Consider the following 17,581-nt stretch of genomic DNA (forward strand, 5'->3'; position numbering starts at 1 on the left):
CCTGTTGCTCCCGTGGCTCCTAATATTTCTTCTAACGGATCTAACTCAGCAGGTAACACACGATGTGCTGCGACTAAATTCCCTGCTGAATCCTTTCCCCAAGCGGATATCTTTATGGCATTAGAACTTGTAACAAACTGAAATTCGAATGCATCGAAATTTGCAAAATAATTTCTAGTAGCAACGTCACCGGCTGCCAAAACAAATTCTTCTAGTACATACATTATCTTAGTAGTCCCTAAAATATAAAAACCAACTATCTGAATATTCCCATCCACTGTATCATCATTTGCAATTTTTACTGTGAAAGTAGTGGTCTCTCTTAGCTCGCTGATTAGGGGATTTTCTATTATACCAGTTGTTAGCTCTGCCACCTTATCTCTCCTCCGTCTCATATATAACCATTTTGTAAACAATTACTTCTGAACCTATAACCGACACTTTGTATTATTCTATTGAATATTACATATTATGTTAAAAAAATTACAAAAACATATTTAACGAACAAAGGGACGGTTCTTCTGTCTGAGTTCTAACTCAGTCAAGAACGTCCCTTCCAAATTCAAGGATATAACTATACCTACTTAAACACCCTCTATTTGATTTTTCCGATAGAAATATTAACTCGGTAATTTCCATATTTCAAAATGGAATCTAAAAAATCATTTAAATCCTCCTGTGAATTAACTTGGATTTTTAGCATATAACATCCCTCTCCGCTGATCCGATTAGCTTCCAATACTAATTCACTATTAGATAAGAATTGGCAAAATACCTCATGATCCGTCGTTTTCATAAAAATGGTTATGAAAGCAGTTAAGGATTTATTAAGCATCTTTTTATCAAGCAAAACGGTATAACCTTTAATTACTCCTAAGTGTTCCATTCTTGAAATTCTATTGGAAACCGCTTGCCCGGTTAAATGAACTACTTCGCCAATATCTCTAAATTGCATTTTGCAGTTTGATTTTAATAGTTTTAGAATCTCTAAGTCTGTATTATCAAGCATTTTTATTAAATCCTTTCCTGGAGAAAGCAAAAAAGGTCCGATACTTTCCCGGCCCAATTACATTAGTCTGTATAATAATTATAGCAACGGACTTTGCAGGAATACACACAATTCGAAAAAAAAATAAGAAAAGAATTTGGAGGAATTAAGAATGAAAAGAGCATTAATAGTGGTTGATGTACAATATGAATACTTTACGGGAAAGATGCCGGTTACGTATCCCGCAGGTAGTTTCGATAATGTCCTTAAAGCGGTAGATGAAGCCAATCGAAATAAAATAGAGGTAATTCTAATCAGACATGAAGCACCGCAAAAGAATGCTACTACTTTTGTTAAAAACACTAGAGGGTGGCATATTCTTGAGGAGCTCCTCAAAAAAGAACATTTATGCATTATTGATAAAAAATTACCAGGAAGCTTTACAGATACCGAACTTGAAAATTTATTGAAGAAAATGGATATAGATACAGTTGTCATCTGCGGATACATGACTCAGATGTGCTGTGATACGACTGCAAGACAGGCAGTTCATCTCGGTTTCTCAGTTGAATTTTTGTCAGATGCCACCGGTACTATGGATGTTTCAAATTATGCAGGAAAAATAACGGCGAAGGAACTTCACAATGCCATTCTTGTTACGCAAGCTATGCGATTCTCTAAGGTGATTTCTACTAATGATTGGATAAAAGAGATAAAATCATCGTCCACCAGGAAACAATATTGCTAATTTTTCCCCTATCAAAGGAATTCTAAGGATATCCTTGCGTCGAATCACCTTAATATTAATTAGTATCATAAAATAAATCCAGATTGAAAATATAAAGGCTATTAAGACTGCTATCCCTAATTTCAGCTCACTATTATTGATATAAACGAACGCAAGCTTCCCCCCTAAACCCATGGTTATTCCCGCCACTAAGATCTTAATCATATCGAAATAATTCACATCAAATCCTATTAATTTAATCACGGAGAAAATGTGCAATAAAGTTTCTAAGATGACCCCTATACTTATCGCTAAGATTACTCCATAGATTCCCAGCTTAAGGTTCGCAGACAAAGGATAAATCAGAAGAAGGGTCGTTCCTTTAGAGATCATATTATTAAGCATGGCCGCTTTCGCATGACCTAATCCTACTAAAGCAGACTGCAGAGGAGTTTGCAGGTACTGAAATAAAAAGAATGGTGCAATGAATTTCAAGAAAGGTGCAGCCTGGGGAGATTTATAGATCACAGTCATCAATTCCTGGGCAAACAGATACAAAAGCGCTGTACTAGGAACCCCAACGCCAAGCGCGACGCACATTGCTTGAGATAATCTGCGCTGAATTAACTTAAGATGATTTTTAGCCTTCGCTTCACTAATGGCCGGAACTAAAGTAACTCCTAAAGACTGGTTGATAAAACCAGGGAAAAACAACAGTGGCATGACAAAGCCGGTTAACATTCCATAGTCTTTAGCAATCATCACAGAGGTAAATCCTGCTATAGCTAAACTCTTAGTAATAATAATAGGTTGAATTGCCTTGGATACAGAAAATATCAATCCGTTGCCTGTCGTAGGCAGAGCTGTCGATAATAATTCAATGAATATGTCTCTTCCCTTCATTACCTTCTTCCAAAGAGGAAAACGAAATTTAGTGTGATGTGACAGTCTAAAGGAAATTATTAAATATACTAGGGAGAGTGCTTCTCCCAAGACACTACTAAGAACAGCTCCTGCTGCCGCAAACTCAATACCAAAAGGAATCAAGCGCATAACCAAATAATAGGTAAAACCAATTCGGGCAATTTGCTCAATAACCTGAGATAAAGCAAGAGGATTCATAGTCTGCATTCCTCTAAAATACCCTTTGAGGACACCCGAAACTGCAACAATGGGAATGATGGGAATTAAAGTCATAAATGAATAATAAGAGCGCTGATCCGTTAAAAAATATGCTGAACCTATCTGGCCCAAGAAAACAGATAAACAAACAACTACAATGCTTAGACTTCCTGTTATAGCACAAGCCACGATTAGAATTTTTTTGACCTTAGCTCCATTTCCTTGAGCATCGGCTTCCGCCACTAACCTAGAAATAGCAATAGGTAACCCTATTGTTGTCAGTGTAATCATCAATCCCATTAATGGCATAACCATCATTTTTATGCCTATTCCTTCAGGCCCAAGGATTCTGGATTGAACAATTGAATTAACGAGTACTAATAGTTTAGTGACGAAGGCAGCTAGGGTTAGAACAAATGCTCCTTTTACCAAACTTTGTTTCTTCATATGCATAAACCTTCCTGAATTAGGATTAGGTTTAATGTATATTCAATTGTCCGGTCATTAACACTTTATAAGCTTCAATTTGTCGCATCACTTTTTTGGTAGCAGAAAACGAAGATAATTGAACGTCAAACTAAGGATTACCAAAAACTTACTTAGGACAATCCCTTTATTAGATCTAGACAAATATTCAACTTTATAGTACTCTTCACTATATGAATATATCCAAGTATTTCTCTTGGTTTAGGGGGTATTAATTTTGAACAAAGTCTGGGTAAAGGATAATAATGAACTGAGCGACTTTGAAAAACTAAAGCTAGTAAACGATGGCTTAGATATGGTTGAAAAACTTCCTAAGTACCAAGAATCCGGATTTGATTCAATTGATCTTAAAGAGCGTAATCTCTTAAAATGGGCAGGAGTTAATATCCAAAAACCACGGAACGCTGGATATTTTCTAATGAGGGTTAAAATCCCCAGTGGAGTCATGAATTCGGATCAAGCACGTGTCTTAGCAACAATCGCTAAAGATTTTGGTCGAGGAATTCTGGATTTGACAACCCGTCAAGCTATCCAGTTTCATTGGCTAACGATAGAAACTATTCCTGTGGTTATGAACATCTTGAATGAAGTCCAATTGAAAACGATTGGCTCCGAAGGAGACTGTCCTCGAACAATTATTGGGAATCCCCTCGCCGGTATTGATCCAAATGAAACAATCGATACTCGGGAACTTGTACAGGAGGTTTCCGAATATTTTCAGGGAAACAGAGAGTTTTCGAATCTCCCGAGGAAGTTCAAAATTTCGATCTCAACAAATGTTTATAACGTTGGGCATGCTGAGATCAACGATTTAGCCTTTACACCGGCGGTTAAAAACGATGGCAAAAACGATTGTAACGGATTTCATGTTTATGTAGGCGGTGGTTTATCGGCACAACCTCATCTTGCTCAGAAGTTGAATTTATTTGTACATCCTCATGAAGTGTTAAAAGTTTCAATTGCTGTTGCAACTCTTTATAGGGATTATGGTTATAGAAAGAATCGTCGTCACGCGAGGCTTAAATTTCTCTTAGCGGATTGGGGAAAAGCTAAATTTGAAACTGAACTTTTGAAACTAACTGGCCCTCTTGAAACAACTGGAATTGACTTAACTCGTGGCTGGAATGCTGGGTATTTTTACGGTGTTCATCCTCAAAAACAATCAGGACTCCACTATGTGGGGTTATCCGTACCTCTAGGTCGGTTATCTGTTGAAGACCTACTTGAAATTGCGGAATGTGCAGATAAGTACGGAGATGGTTCCATTCGGACGTGTCTTTCTAAAAATCTATTGCTTGCAAATATACCAACTCAAAATATAGCAGCCCTCCTAGCGGAAAAGATTATCCGGCGTTTTACACCATATCCAAAGCCCTTTGTGGGATACACGGTTTCGTGTACAGGAAATGAATTCTGTAATTTGGCTTTAGTCGAAACAAAAGAGTTTGCCATAAAATTAGCACAAACTCTTGATAAAAAGATTACGTTAGATACTCCACTTCGAATCCATGTTAATGGCTGTCCGAATTCCTGTGGGCATTTACAAATTGCAGATATTGGATTAAGAGGTACACTTGAGAAGTTAAATGGTAGGACCGTCGAGAAATTCGAACTACTAATTGGCGGAAGCCTCGGAATTAGTAATGGATTTGCAACCATGCTCCAAGGGGCGGTCTCATCCGATATAGTTCATCAGGTTCTTGAGGACTTTATTAATTTTTACAAAACACAAAGGCGTTTCCAAGAGTCCTTTCATGAGTTTGTTTCAAGGTTTGGAACTGAAGCCTTTCAGGAACTTCTTAATCCCTATATAGAATCTCTAAGTGAATTAGCTTGTTTTTAGTAGTACCACTTGTAGTGCACTCTATATTCACGTTTATTTATAGGTTTCTTTATATGAATGAATATCAGTTACTTTGTTAAAATTTTTCTATTTCCTCTTATAAAGGCTTCCATTGGAGGCCTTTACTTTTTTGGGAATATCCTAGGATATTGTATTATTTACTGTTTCTTCTCATCGGGATGAGGATCCGGCAGTAAATGGCACTCCCAACAATTCGGTTTTACAGCTGCGTAATTATGGCATGATACACAGAATTGATCAGAGGTTTTTACACCTGGGTTGTAATGACAGTTCAAGCAGGTTTGAAAGCTAAGTCTGTATGCCTTCCCTTTACTATTAATATACTCCGTTTTTCCATCTCGCACGCCTTCTTCTCGCCATTGGTACAGAAGCTTCATGTGATTAGCCTTCATGAATTCCGTTGACTCTATACACTCCTTAACCTCTAGCTGCCTGATTGCTGGAGTATCCAAATTTATGACTGGCGCCTTGTTAGGCTTCCCTAAATTATAAAAGAAAGGTATGCTCAGTAAAGCAACACCGATAATAAGCCCCGCAATTATTTTACCGCCTTTGAACATTATTCCATACCCTCCTTTTCCGGTGGGGATACCTGGCCCATTACTCAGATTTCTCAAGGAACCCAGGACTACGTCTTTATGCCACCTTTGAATCTATTATCTCTAAATGTGGAGTGTATTATGTAGCTGGATTTGCTTTAGGGACGTCATACCTTACTAAGTTAGCATAAAAGCGACTAAGGGATAATCCTTAGCCGCTTTTATGACTTTACTGCCATACCAGTCTTCTTTACGGTAAACTGAACTCATAGGTATGTTCAATCAATTTCTTTCCCCACACCATATTTTCGTGTTCCGCTATTTTCCTAAACCCTATTTTCATATACATTTTGGTCGCGATTTCTTGGTCATCCGTAGTCACCAGAAATACCTGCTTATATCCTTTCTCCTTACAGTATTTTATAGCTTCATTTAGCAGGGTGTTTCCCAAGCCAATTCCTCTGAATAATGGATGGAGAATGAACCATCTTAACTGAGCCTGATTCGCAGATTGTCCGACAATAGCAATAGCACCGATCATTTCACCATTCGCTTCTGCAAACCAGAATCTATCCTTTTCTACGTTGTAATTGTTAAACAAATCAAAAATGGTTTTGCAGACATAGCCTTCAAACATATAGTTAAATTCACATTCTTGAGCATAAATCCAGCCATGGAGATGAATTAAGTAGCCCACATCTCCCGGTCTCAATTCATTGCGAATTATAATCTTATCTCTAATTATTATAGGTTTTTCGGAGAGCGCCTTTTCGATAGTTTTCATACTTTCTACGACGCTTTTTATATCTTGTTCCGGTAGACAGTTGATCATTTTATAGATTTGATCGTTTGACAGGTCATCCAACTTTGAAAGAGTATCCTTACCTTTATCTGTAAGGTAAAGATAATATAACCGACCATCCTCGGGGGACTGTACCCTGTGTATAAGGCTATCATTTTCAAAGCGTTTTATTATTCTGCTCAGATAGCCCGGGTCTATTTTTAGCTCTTCTATCAATTTCTTAGCAGTACAATCTTCCGTATGTCCAATATCGTATAAAACCCGAACTTCCGCAAGCGAAAATTCACTTTCATATATATGCTTGTCTAGTAATCCCAGAATATTAATGTAGAAACGATTGAATCTTCGAATAGTATGTATCAAAGTCATATATCGCGAATTCACCATGGACCATCCTCCTCATTAATTCACACTTTATAATTATAATATATTTTAATATTTTATTTGACTTTGTCAACTATTTTAGTATCTATGCTCATTTTCCAAGCCACTCTTTTCGTTCCAATTATTCTTACTCGCGACCCTAAATAGCACAAAAAAGCCCACGAAAATCGCAGGCATTCACAATATAATTCTATTTCTTTCTCATCTTCTCTGGAGTATACACGCAGAATGGCTCTGATGCCATATAGTTTCCAGTTGCGCCGTATGCACGTGCTCTTGATCCACCGCAAACTTTGTTGTACTCGCAAATACCACATTTACCTTCGTACTTATCTGGTGAACGTAAGTCTTTTAAAATAGGGCTTTCGCGGTAGATGTCGCGCAGTCTATTTTCCTTAACGTTTCCAACTACTAAAGGTAAAAATCCACTTGGTGTAACGTCACCGGTGTGTGATACGAAGATGAAACCATTGCCATCGTTAACTGCTTTTGGTGCTCTTGCTAAACCGTCAATGAACTGAGCCATGTCACGTGTCTTAGTACCTTCGAAAGTGATTTCATCACCTGTAGTACCGTTTTCCTTAGCACGTTGTTGGAATACAACACGACGATAGTGCTGACCAGCAGTTGTTTTTATATCATAAGGCGCATTTTTACTTAACTCGTAAAGCCACTTGAATACTACCTCGTGCTCAGCAGCTGTTATGCAATCATCCATTGACGCACGTCCAGTCGGAATCATCATTAAAATGTACCAAACCGAAGTCTTCAACTCTTTCATCAATTCCGCTATTTGCTCAAGTTGGTGTAAGTTTGCTTTGTTAATGCAAGTATTGATTTGGTGAGAAATACCAATTTCATTCAAATATTTAAGTTTCTCGATTGTTAAATCAAACGTTCCATCGATTCCACGGAAAGCATCGTGGGTCTTAGCATCTGCACCGTCAATTGAGAAACTCCAACGAGAAATCCCAACTTGTTTCGCCATGTCCATCCGCTCTTTTGTTACTTCAACAGTAGCACTTGGGCTCATCGAAACACGCATTCCTTTTTTAATAGCGTAGTCTGCTAATTCAAAAAGGTCTTTTCTAAGCATGCAGTCCCCACCAGTGAAAACTAGCATCGGGTTGTCCATTTCGTAGATTTCATCGATTAGCGCAATACCTTGCTCGTGGGTTAACTCCTCTGGGTGCGGATCAGGTTGCGCATCTGCACGACAGTGTTGGCACTTAAGCCCACATGCACGAGTAGTTTCCCAGATTACGATGAACGGGTTCTTATCGTAGTCAACGTTCATTCCTGGGTGCCCACCTGGATGACCACCTTTACCGTGCGGTTGTCCTCCGATTCCGTGAGGATGTCCACCAATTTTCATTTTATTTTCCATCGCAAATCACTCAATCCATTTTAGTTTTCTAAATAAAGATTTTACACAAAAATATGGCCAAAGTCCATTGATGAAATAAAGTAAGACCGCTATAAGGAATAACATTCAATTATACAAATTCCTTAACATAGGTGTGCTGTGTAATTACATTTGCTTGGAAATATAGAACTTTCTAAATCAGAACGGAATTAGATATTGAATTTTTGACATAGCTACTATTCAAAACGTATTTTTAATAAAAGGTATATCCGAAACAACTACGGATATACCTAAACTATTGTGTCTAAACCAGTAAGGGGGAACTAAATTTGTCGAACTTAGCACTACTTAGAGTATTAGAAGCCCGTTTTGAGAAAAACATGAAGCGCCATCAAGGTCTTGAATGGGCTAAAGTACAAGCAATACTGGAAGCTAACACTGAAAAGCTGTGGTCACTCAACGAAATGGAAAGAACTGGCGGTGAACCAGATGTTGTTGGTCATGATAAAAAGACGGGCGAATATATTTTTTATGATTGTTCAGTAGAAAGTCCCAAAGGCCGCAGAAGTATTTGTTACGACCGTGAAGCACTGGAGACAAGGAAAGAACATAAACCCAAAAATAACGCTATTGCTATGGCTGCTACCATGGGCCTTGAGCTTTTAACGGAAGAACAATACAGGGAGCTCCAGAAACTTGGAAATTTTGATACAAAAACATCGAGCTGGGTGAAAACACCTGCTAATATTCGAAAACTCGGTGGCGCAATCTTTTGTGATCGTCGCTACGAGACTGTCTTTGTATACCACAATGGAGCAGAATCCTACTATGCTGCCAGAGGTTTTCGCGGCTCGCTAAGGGCCTAAATTATGAAAATCATCCACATACCCGTAACAACTGACTTTCAAATGAGCTTCCCCATTATCCTACTGATTGTTACCAGTATAAGAATAACTGGAAGTTCAAATGAAGATGGTTAAATATGTCCTCGGCATATTTTTTATGGTATTTATGGAAGGAATTTCAAAAAAGTTGTTGAAATATTGTAAAGAGTAACTGAACTCATTTCTTATGACGTGACGCATGAGTAGGATATTACGCACTGGTACCAAAACAATGTTATCAAAGGATGTATTTGAAATTTATAAGTGCATTTATGTAGAATCAAAGGCATCAGGCTAACTGCCCACCTTCCAATTATCCTACTGATGCCGCCCTTCCTGAGTCAGCGGAGTGACGGCATCTTACTGAAGAGTCTATGAAAAATCGGAAGCTCAAACTAAAAGGTTCTTTTCTTTTATTTCTATAGAATATCTGAAGCTTCTTGTTTAATTTAAATTTATCTTGTTATCGTTGCCACTATCCCTCTCATGAAATGTATTGCCTTATTAATTCCGAAGATGACTAATGGCGCAATTGTTCCGATTATTATTTGAGGTATTATTAAAAAGTAAAATACTATTGACCCGTCATTATGAAAATACAAATTCCATTTGGCTTCAAATGTACTTTTTGACTGTATTGAATCGATCTGAGCTAAAAAAACACCCATCCAAAATAAAGCATTAAGTATAGGCATTAAAAATTTAATCCATTTCCTCTTTAAAGACTTACTTTTATAGAATTGAAACCAAATCAATGAGGGAAGTGCATACAGAAGAACAATATATATCAATATATGAACCACGTCTAATCATCCACTCCCCTTACACTCTAATCTTATGTACTTTCGCCTACCGTTTTATCGTTACAATTGTTAGAATCCTACAAAAATTTAGCCCCATATAAATCACATCAACCATCCTTGCTATCATATGATTTATCATTGAGCGGGTTACCCATTCTAATGGGTTTAAGAATTTGAGGAAGTTCCTTCTTACCTAGAACTAACGTCCATGTTCCAGGTTCCGGCATACTACATACATGCTAATTCAACGTTTTTATCTTTCCGTAAAATCACTTAAAATATCAAGTTTTAAGAATTCCTGGTATTCGTCATCTTCTAAATTCATATATGCAAAACGTTCATGAGAACAAATCGCTAATAATAATCTTTCCTCTATATAAAAGGTTAAGTCTTCAAATTCTCCACCTTCAATTTGATAAGGGAATTCAAATAACTTATTCATATTTAACAATAATTTGCGATAGGTTTCACCTATCATAAAAAAGCACATTTCAAAGACTGGCCCCCTGGTTACAGGTGTCTTTCTTGTATACTTCACATATAAAAAATCGGCACTAGTTCTTTTATACGATTCATATTTCCCGTTCTCAAATCTCTCATAATTTAAATTACAACTCATAATATCTTGTTCCAGAAGTCGATTAAAATATTTTTCTGCATATTCTTCGACGTTCATATCAGTTCTACAGAAATTATTAATTCTGTCTCTATATCCATTCACGTTTTCCTTATAATGTAGTCTGTTTTTTTTGTCTTCTTCAAGAATTGATGCTTTATATTCCATTTGCAATTGATTAAATTCTTCTTCAGTAAGTTTACCCTCATAATATCTTGCAAAGGACATTCTATTACTGTATTTTCCAACAAGCAGTAATAATCGATTAAGATTGTTTTCTTTGATATTTTGATATATAGAAACCTTTCTCATATGTTCCCTCTGTTCTTTATATAAAACTAATTTGGACTAAACCATATACAAAATATTCGTGACCGATGGGATTATTACCTTTATTTTACTTATACATTTATTTTCAGTAACGGAGTTATTTACTTCTAATTGTCCTACTGATGGGGCGGTCAAAGATATTAGCCCGCCCCTTTAGTATTTTTTGTATAAAGTAAAATCACTCTCCTCACTAATTTGTCAACAATACTTAGAAAGGAGAGCGATTAATTATGCAATCAAACAAGACTTGTCAATTGGTGGAACAGTATCTAGGGTATCTAACCGTTATAAAGGGACGCTCAGAAAATACGATTAAGGAGTATCGCACAGACTTATTGATGTTTTTAAACTTTGTAATGCATTCGCGTAATACACCTGTTCTAAATGGCAATTTCTCATTAGTTAACATTGACTTTGTTCGGTCAATATCATTAAACGATATGTATGCCTTTATTACTTATTGCAAAAATGAACTCCATGCTGCCCCTGGTACACGGGCAAGAAAAATTGTATCGATCCGTCAATTCTGGAAATACCTTAAAACTAAGGCTCATCTTATTGAAAACAATATTGCGGAAGAATTAGAAACTCCAAAGCTTCCTAAGAGGATACCAAAATACTTAAGTTTAGAGGAATCCGTCAGGGTCCTCACTCAGAGTCAGAAATCACCAAGAGATCATTGCATTATCACGATCTTCCTAAATTGTGCATTGCGTTTATCTGAGCTTGGTAGTCTTAGTCTTGACCAGGTTGATAATGAGGTCATTCGCGTTATCGGTAAAGGGAATAAAGAACGCAAAATCTTTTTGACTCCTGCCGTCAAAAGATCGATTAACAATTGGTTGCAAATAAGAAATTCTAGTAACCTAACCACTAACGCCTTATTTATTTCTCGAAGGGGAACTAAAATGACAACAAGGGCAATCCAAAATGTAGTTAAGAAATATATCATTTCTTCTGGGCTTGATCCTAAATCTATATCGGCCCATAAGCTTCGCCATTATGTAGAGCCTCAGATTATGGGGAGTATAACACAAAAATCTTCTAAATCAGCTTAATTTATGTTAAAACACTCCCCATAATCTTTTACTCACAAAGTGAATTTAACCATCTCATTAAGTTACCGTCCTCTTCCCAGTTTGGCAGTCCGTCTGGCACTAAATCCGGATATGCGTTTTCAATAGCTTTACGTTTCATCTCGCTGTCTGCCCTGGCATATATTTCTGTTGTTGAACAATCACTATGACAGCTATTTTGGTTTACTTTAGTGGAGGAGGTTTTTATGTATTTAGTGTCATTGCGCCTCCGTTAGTATTTGACAGTCCGAAAGGGCTGTTTTTATTTCTGGATAAGAAGGTTTGTAATAGGTCATTTGACAGGACTAATACCCTTGATTATTGTATTAATGCTTAGTTCTAGATTTTTTGAGTCAAGTTCAATACTTGGTGAGGTATTACGTGAGGTTAGGCATACAATCCAACAGGTTTGGTATAATATTTTTACCAACTATCTCTATAGTAGCCTTTTAGGTAATTACTTTGCCTGGGTATTGATGCAAGAAAAGCGAGAGAAACTTAAATGCTGTATAAGGGATTTTAGAACGATGAGGGAGCATGGAGTTTAGAAAAGTACTAAATACAACGGCATTATCTTATGTTGCAGCATTCTTATTGCCCTGGAATTGATTAAATTTATCATGGTTTCATACATGGAAATCAGACTCAAAAAGATAACAAATATTTAGGAGGTGTATGTCTTGCTCCAAGTAAGACTGCTTTAATGAACATTAATTTATTATTAATCGCTTTATTAATTGTATTGACGGCATTTTTTGTGGCAACTGAATTTGCTATTGTCAAAATCCGTGTTTCCAGAATTGATCAACTTATTACTGAAGAAAATAAAAGAGCAGAGGCCGCTAAGAAAGTAGTCACTCATTTAGACGAGTATTTATCGGCCTGCCAATTAGGAATCACAATTACCGCGTTAGGTTTAGGTTGGCTTGGTGAACCTACAGTTGAAAAACTATTGCATCCATTGTTTACGTATTTTGAACTAAATGAATCACTTACGCATGTCTTATCATTTGGTATTGCATTTGCGTTAGTAACTTTTCTACATGTTGTCGTTGGTGAACTAGCGCCTAAAACAGTTGCCATTCAAAAAGCAGAAGCAGTTACTTTAGCATTTGCAGGACCTATTATCTGGTTTTACAAAATAATGTATCCGTTCATTTGGTTTTTAAATGGGTCAGCACGTGTCCTTGTTGGGCTATTTGGATTGAAGCCAGCATCCGAACATGAAATAGCACATTCTGAAGAAGAATTGAGGATTTTGCTAACGGAAAGTTTTAAAAGCGGGGAGATTAATAAGAACGAGTTAAAATACATGAACAATATTTTTGAGTTCGATGAAAGAATTGCTAAAGAAATCATGGTACCACGTACGGAAATCGTCACCATTTCGATTGGCGATACCTTTGAGGATATTCTGAGTATTATCAAAACAGAAAATTATACACGTTATCCTGTTTTAGAAGGGGACAAAGACAATATTCGCGGTTTCATAAATGTCAAAGAGTTTTTAACGGCCAATCTAACAAGCGGGATAAGCCCTGAAGATATGAATTTGCAGAATTTCATTAATCCTGTTATTCGTGTTATTGAAACCATCCCTATTCATGACTTACTTGTAAAAATGCAAAAAGAACGCACCCATATCGCCATCTTAATGGATGAATACGGTGGTACTTCCGGTTTAGTGACAGTTGAAGATATACTTGAGGAAATTGTCGGTGAAATTAGGGATGAATTTGACCAAGACGAAGTACCAGAGATTCAAAAAATCAAGGAAGATCATTACATCTTAGATTCTAAATTACTTATTGAGGATGTTAATAATTTACTGGGTACAGATTTTGACCACAAAGATGTTGATACCATAGGTGGCTGGTTCTTGACCCGAAACATCGAAGCAAAGATAGGTTCTGAAATTGAAACCGATGGATACTTATTTAAAGTACATCAAAAAGATGGGCATCAGCTTCATTATTTAGAAGTTATAAAAATATAAACTCTTTGACATTCGTCATCCGTGTTTAGTGATTTTATCTATACATCTTATTAGGTAACTGACCCAAGAAAGTATAGTGAAGATCAAAAGTATTTGTTTGAGATACATCACGTTTAAATCATAGTTGGATAAAAATAAATAGTCTGGCGAAGGAAAATAAACAAAGCTAGTAACGCTATTCAAAAGTTTGTATTTGAATAGCGTTACTAGCTTTCTCTTTTTTCTAGAAAATTGCCGCTTGGTGGTCTGGTTCCTGGCGCATCAGTTTTCCTGAGGGAGATAGTTTACATTTATTATGCTAAATGGTTAACATTTAAACAAAAGAATCATGTATAATGATTCTCTATCAAACTATTTAGAAGGACACCTTATAAGGCTTCTAGGAATAAAAGGAGGACAAGAATCATCGAAGGTCTACTCGGGAGTGTCATAATGATATTAATTGCTTTCTTATTAGTTGGATTAAATGGACTCTTTGTGGCAGCTGAATTTTCATTAGTTAAAGTGAGGAAGACGCGTTTAGCAGAACTGGCAGAGAATGGGTCGCCGAGAGCACATACAGCCTTGGATGTTACTTCGCACCTTGATGCATATCTTTCCGCATGTCAACTCGGGATTACTCTCTCTTCTTTGGGTTTAGGTTGGATTGGTGAACCAGCTATTGCATCCCTAATCGAGCCCTTGTTTGCTGGAATAGCTAGTTGGAACTCCATTTATACTCATACTATTTCTATAACAATAGCCTTTTCAATCATCTCGTTATTACACATTGTATTGGGTGAACTTGTTCCCAAATCATTGGCAATTCAAAAAGCGGAGAGTACAGCACTTGCTACGGCAGGTTTTTTAAAAACCTTTTACTGGGTTTGTTATCCAGTTATTCGGTCGCTTAATGGCTTAGCTAACCTTGTGCTGCGTATCTGGAAAATTGAACCAGCCAATGAGGCTGATTTATCCCATAGCGAAGAAGAACTACGAATGTTAGTAGAGGCCAGTCAAAAGCACGGGTATTTGGATAAATTTGAAGGTAAACTGTTGGATAACGTCTTTGAATTTTCGGATCGTAACGCAAGTGAAGTTATGGTACCAAGGCAAGATATGGTATGCATTTTCATACAGGACACATTTGAGGAGATTCTTGAAGTCATCAAAAAGTATGGGCATACTCGTTATCTACTGTGTGATGATGATAAAGATAATGTTCTGGGCTTCGTCCATATGCGTGACATCCTCCGCCTTCAGGAACAGTCGGGCGAGAAGGATATTATTAAGATTAAGCGGGATATCCTTGCCGTTCCAGAGGGTATGCCGATTTCGCATCTTGTACAAAGAATGAGGAGTCAACGCACTCACATGGCCGTTGTCGTAGATGAATTTGGGGGATCAGCGGGTCTGGTTACCATTGAGGATATGCTTGAAGAATTAGTCGGAGAAATCTATGATGAATTTGAGTTGGAACAACCTTCTATTCAGAAATTGGCTGATAATGAATATTTGCTTAATGGACGTGTCTTGATGGACGAAGTTTCAGAAATGCTAGACATTCAATTAGAGGATGAAACAGTCTCTACCATTGGAGGATATGTTTTCTCTAGGTTAGGTCGAAAACCCGCCAAAGGGGATGTCGTTTATTTTGATGAAATTAAGTTTGAAATTATGGAGATTATGGGATTTAGAATTACCAAGGTGAAGGTAATGAAGAAATCTCGCGAAAGTACAATCAATGAAGTACACGATGTTAAATAATGCAGTTTGAAAGGTAAGGAACGAGTACAAGGTTAAGGAAAGGAAGAATTGGGAAAGTAAAATTTCGCTTAGCCAGGTGCGAACGGTCAAAAGATAACTGGGGTGATGAGCTTTTGAGTAGGGGCTTTTGCTGTGCCAAAGCACATCGTCGGATAAAATCCCGATGAGACGCACGTCGCAGAAGCCCCTTTTCTCTGTCCTCAATTGTCTTCATCTCCCTGAAGATGTTCCGAATCCCAGCTTCGCATTATCCTACTTAGTGAAATAATCTAAAGTGGCTCATTAACCAGAAGTAGCTTAATAATTCCCACAAGAACCACAATATTCACGATTTGTAATAAGTCCGTTCCGTTCCAATGGTTTAGGATGTCGGCCAAAGCCGGCATCCTAAACCTTAGTCAATCTTTTCTATTGACTTTCCAAACCATTGAATTAATCCACACCTAGTACATACTAAAATCATTGCAGATTTGTTTAACCAATCTAGATTAAAGAAACTAGCACCAGCTGTATTCAATTGAGCAGATCCTTCTTCAAAAATATCATTTTGACAATGAGGGCAGATAATTTTGATATTAGCAGCCTCATATCGGCTGGGACCTAAAGAGCTTTTAAAGGCTTTTGCGCCTCGCTTTATACCTTCTAAGAAATCTGACATTTCCACACCTCCCTTCTATTAACCAACATACTATATTTTTATTATCTTGAATTCTTATAAATTAGAAGTTATCACTCCAAGTTCCAAGCTTTTACCAGGCCATATTTCGAACAATCAGGAAACAGCTCATTTATTGAGCTCGTCTAAATTACCATATTATCTACATGCAATTTTTAAGTCTTAGGACTATTTCTATTATAGATGAAATTCCGTTCCTACTCTATTTCGTTATATTCATGTTAACCTGATATTCAATGTCTTGAAATAAGAAGTAGGTTACTATACTAAAACTTACGATTAAAGCCAAGAAAAGAATAACCCTATGCCTATCGCTAACCCCTATCTTCCTAACTATTTTATAAAATACCAGTAATGGTATTACAAGATATATTGCTAATGCAATTGGTAATCCCATTTAACACCTCCAACACACAACAAAATAACTAGGAGTCCCCTACAGTCTAAGTAAAGATTCTCCTAGCTCTATCATAAGCACATATCGTATTATTCGATAAGCACCATTTATTCAATCATTACTGTACAAGCTGCAATGCTAAATCAACAGCTTTAAACACATCTCCTGCATACCCATCTGCTTTAATTGCCTGGGCAAAATCCTGGGTCGCAGGATTTCCGCCGATTATTATTTTAACACTATCCCGAAGCTTATGACGTTCTAGCTCTCTGATTGTTTCAGGTATCATAGGTAACGTCGTCGTGAGCATTGCAGACATGGCCAAAATATCCGGTTGATGTTCGTTTACTGCTTCAACAAACTCCTCTGTTTGAACGTCTATACCCAAATCAATTACTTCTAACCCCGCGCCGCGAAACATCATGACAATTAAATTCTTGCCAATATCGTGCAGATCTCCTGCTACGGTCCCTATAACCACTTTACCAAGTGAGGAGTGCTGTGATTCTGAAAAAATAGGTTTTAAAACATGCAAGCCTGCATGCATTGCCCTGGAAGCTATAAGTACATCAGATATATAGATTGTATTGTCTCTAAATTGACTGCCTATTGTTTGCATACCAGGCAGTAGGGCATGTTGAAAAATTCTTTGTGGATTGACACCATTTTCAATAGCCAAAAGAGTCAGGGTCTTAACTCGGTTGGCTTGCCCTTTAATCAAAGCTTTGGTGATTGATTCTAATTCCAATTCTGACCTTACCATACTCCCTCACTCTCCT

Annotated in this window: 15 protein-coding genes and 1 pseudogene; 6 read left to right on the plus strand and 10 right to left on the minus strand. The window is 37.1% G+C overall.

Annotated elements, in window-relative coordinates; translation table 11 throughout:
• Both DP73_RS21225 and DP73_RS21230 read right to left on the minus strand, forming a co-directional pair.
• Positions 1 to 374, minus strand: a pseudogene (locus DP73_RS21225) (spore surface glycoprotein BclB); the annotation flags it as partial.
• A gap of 221 nt (positions 375 to 595) precedes the next feature.
• The gene (locus tag DP73_RS21230; RefSeq protein ID WP_034602378.1) at positions 596 to 1,009 is read right to left on the minus strand and encodes an Lrp/AsnC family transcriptional regulator; all 414 of its coding nucleotides are present in this window, start codon (positions 1,007 to 1,009) and stop codon (positions 596 to 598) included.
• Between the two features lie 151 nt (positions 1,010 to 1,160).
• On the opposite strand from DP73_RS21230, the gene DP73_RS21235 reads away from it, so the two are divergent.
• Positions 1,161 to 1,736, plus strand: a complete 576-nt coding sequence (locus DP73_RS21235) for a cysteine hydrolase family protein (protein ID WP_034602379.1) — start codon at positions 1,161 to 1,163, stop codon at positions 1,734 to 1,736.
• Here the strand turns inward: DP73_RS21235 and spoVB are convergent.
• Positions 1,707 to 3,284: a stage V sporulation protein B gene (gene spoVB, locus DP73_RS21240; RefSeq protein ID WP_034602380.1), complete on the minus strand. Its 1,578-nt coding sequence runs from the start codon at positions 3,282 to 3,284 to the stop codon at positions 1,707 to 1,709. The genes DP73_RS21235 and spoVB overlap by 30 nt on opposite strands.
• Positions 3,285 to 3,540: 256 nt before the next feature.
• Here spoVB and DP73_RS21245 point away from each other — a divergent pair, with 256 nt between their 5' ends.
• Positions 3,541 to 5,166, plus strand: a complete 1,626-nt coding sequence (locus tag DP73_RS21245) for a ferredoxin--nitrite reductase (protein ID WP_034602382.1) — start codon at positions 3,541 to 3,543, stop codon at positions 5,164 to 5,166.
• Positions 5,167 to 5,324: 158 nt separating this feature from the next.
• On the opposite strand, the gene dsrJ is transcribed toward DP73_RS21245, so the two are convergent.
• The 3 genes from dsrJ to DP73_RS21260 form a co-directional block, all read right to left on the minus strand.
• Positions 5,325 to 5,747: a sulfate reduction electron transfer complex DsrMKJOP subunit DsrJ gene (dsrJ, locus tag DP73_RS21250; protein ID WP_034602384.1), complete on the minus strand. Its 423-nt coding sequence runs from the start codon at positions 5,745 to 5,747 to the stop codon at positions 5,325 to 5,327.
• A gap of 229 nt (positions 5,748 to 5,976) precedes the next feature.
• Positions 5,977 to 6,915 (minus strand): helix-turn-helix domain-containing GNAT family N-acetyltransferase, encoded by a 939-nt coding sequence (locus DP73_RS21255; protein WP_242865816.1) that lies wholly within the window; start codon positions 6,913 to 6,915, stop codon positions 5,977 to 5,979.
• 187 nt (positions 6,916 to 7,102) lie between these two features.
• Positions 7,103 to 8,299 carry a TIGR04053 family radical SAM/SPASM domain-containing protein gene (locus DP73_RS21260; RefSeq protein ID WP_034602385.1) on the minus strand — a complete coding sequence of 399 codons (1,197 nt, stop codon included), beginning with the start codon at positions 8,297 to 8,299 and terminating at the stop codon, positions 7,103 to 7,105.
• Positions 8,300 to 8,607: 308 nt separating this feature from the next.
• On the opposite strand from DP73_RS21260, the gene DP73_RS21265 reads away from it, so the two are divergent.
• Positions 8,608 to 9,144 (plus strand): DUF4256 domain-containing protein, encoded by a 537-nt coding sequence (locus DP73_RS21265; RefSeq protein WP_034602386.1) that lies wholly within the window; start codon positions 8,608 to 8,610, stop codon positions 9,142 to 9,144.
• 1,074 nt (positions 9,145 to 10,218) lie between these two features.
• Here the strand turns inward: DP73_RS21265 and DP73_RS21275 are convergent.
• The gene (locus DP73_RS21275; RefSeq protein ID WP_034602388.1) at positions 10,219 to 10,893 is read right to left on the minus strand and encodes a hypothetical protein; all 675 of its coding nucleotides are present in this window, start codon (positions 10,891 to 10,893) and stop codon (positions 10,219 to 10,221) included.
• Positions 10,894 to 11,141: 248 nt separating this feature from the next.
• On the opposite strand from DP73_RS21275, the gene DP73_RS21280 reads away from it, so the two are divergent.
• The 3 genes from DP73_RS21280 (at position 11,142) to DP73_RS21290 (ending at position 15,729) form a co-directional block, all read left to right on the plus strand.
• Positions 11,142 to 11,969: a tyrosine-type recombinase/integrase gene (locus DP73_RS21280; RefSeq protein ID WP_081963121.1), complete on the plus strand. Its 828-nt coding sequence runs from the start codon at positions 11,142 to 11,144 to the stop codon at positions 11,967 to 11,969.
• A gap of 721 nt (positions 11,970 to 12,690) precedes the next feature.
• Positions 12,691 to 13,983, plus strand: a complete 1,293-nt coding sequence (locus DP73_RS21285) for a hemolysin family protein (RefSeq protein ID WP_034602390.1) — start codon at positions 12,691 to 12,693, stop codon at positions 13,981 to 13,983.
• A gap of 432 nt (positions 13,984 to 14,415) precedes the next feature.
• Positions 14,416 to 15,729, plus strand: coding sequence for a hemolysin family protein (locus tag DP73_RS21290; protein ID WP_205623424.1), 1,314 nt, complete (start codon positions 14,416 to 14,418; stop codon positions 15,727 to 15,729).
• 394 nt (positions 15,730 to 16,123) lie between these two features.
• On the opposite strand, the gene DP73_RS21295 is transcribed toward DP73_RS21290, so the two are convergent.
• From DP73_RS21295 to DP73_RS21305, 3 genes are all read right to left on the minus strand, one after another.
• The gene (locus tag DP73_RS21295) at positions 16,124 to 16,387 is read right to left on the minus strand and encodes a hypothetical protein (RefSeq protein ID WP_034602391.1); all 264 of its coding nucleotides are present in this window, start codon (positions 16,385 to 16,387) and stop codon (positions 16,124 to 16,126) included.
• Positions 16,388 to 16,607: 220 nt separating this feature from the next.
• Positions 16,608 to 16,802: a hypothetical protein gene (locus tag DP73_RS21300; RefSeq protein ID WP_034602392.1), complete on the minus strand. Its 195-nt coding sequence runs from the start codon at positions 16,800 to 16,802 to the stop codon at positions 16,608 to 16,610.
• Positions 16,803 to 16,920: 118 nt separating this feature from the next.
• Positions 16,921 to 17,565, minus strand: a complete 645-nt coding sequence (locus DP73_RS21305) for a corrinoid protein (protein WP_034602393.1) — start codon at positions 17,563 to 17,565, stop codon at positions 16,921 to 16,923.
• Positions 17,566 to 17,581: the final 16 nt, after the last annotated feature.

It is taken from the genome of Desulfosporosinus sp. HMP52, from assembly GCF_000765145.1.
Classification (GTDB): Bacteria; Bacillota; Desulfitobacteriia; order Desulfitobacteriales; family Desulfitobacteriaceae; genus Desulfosporosinus.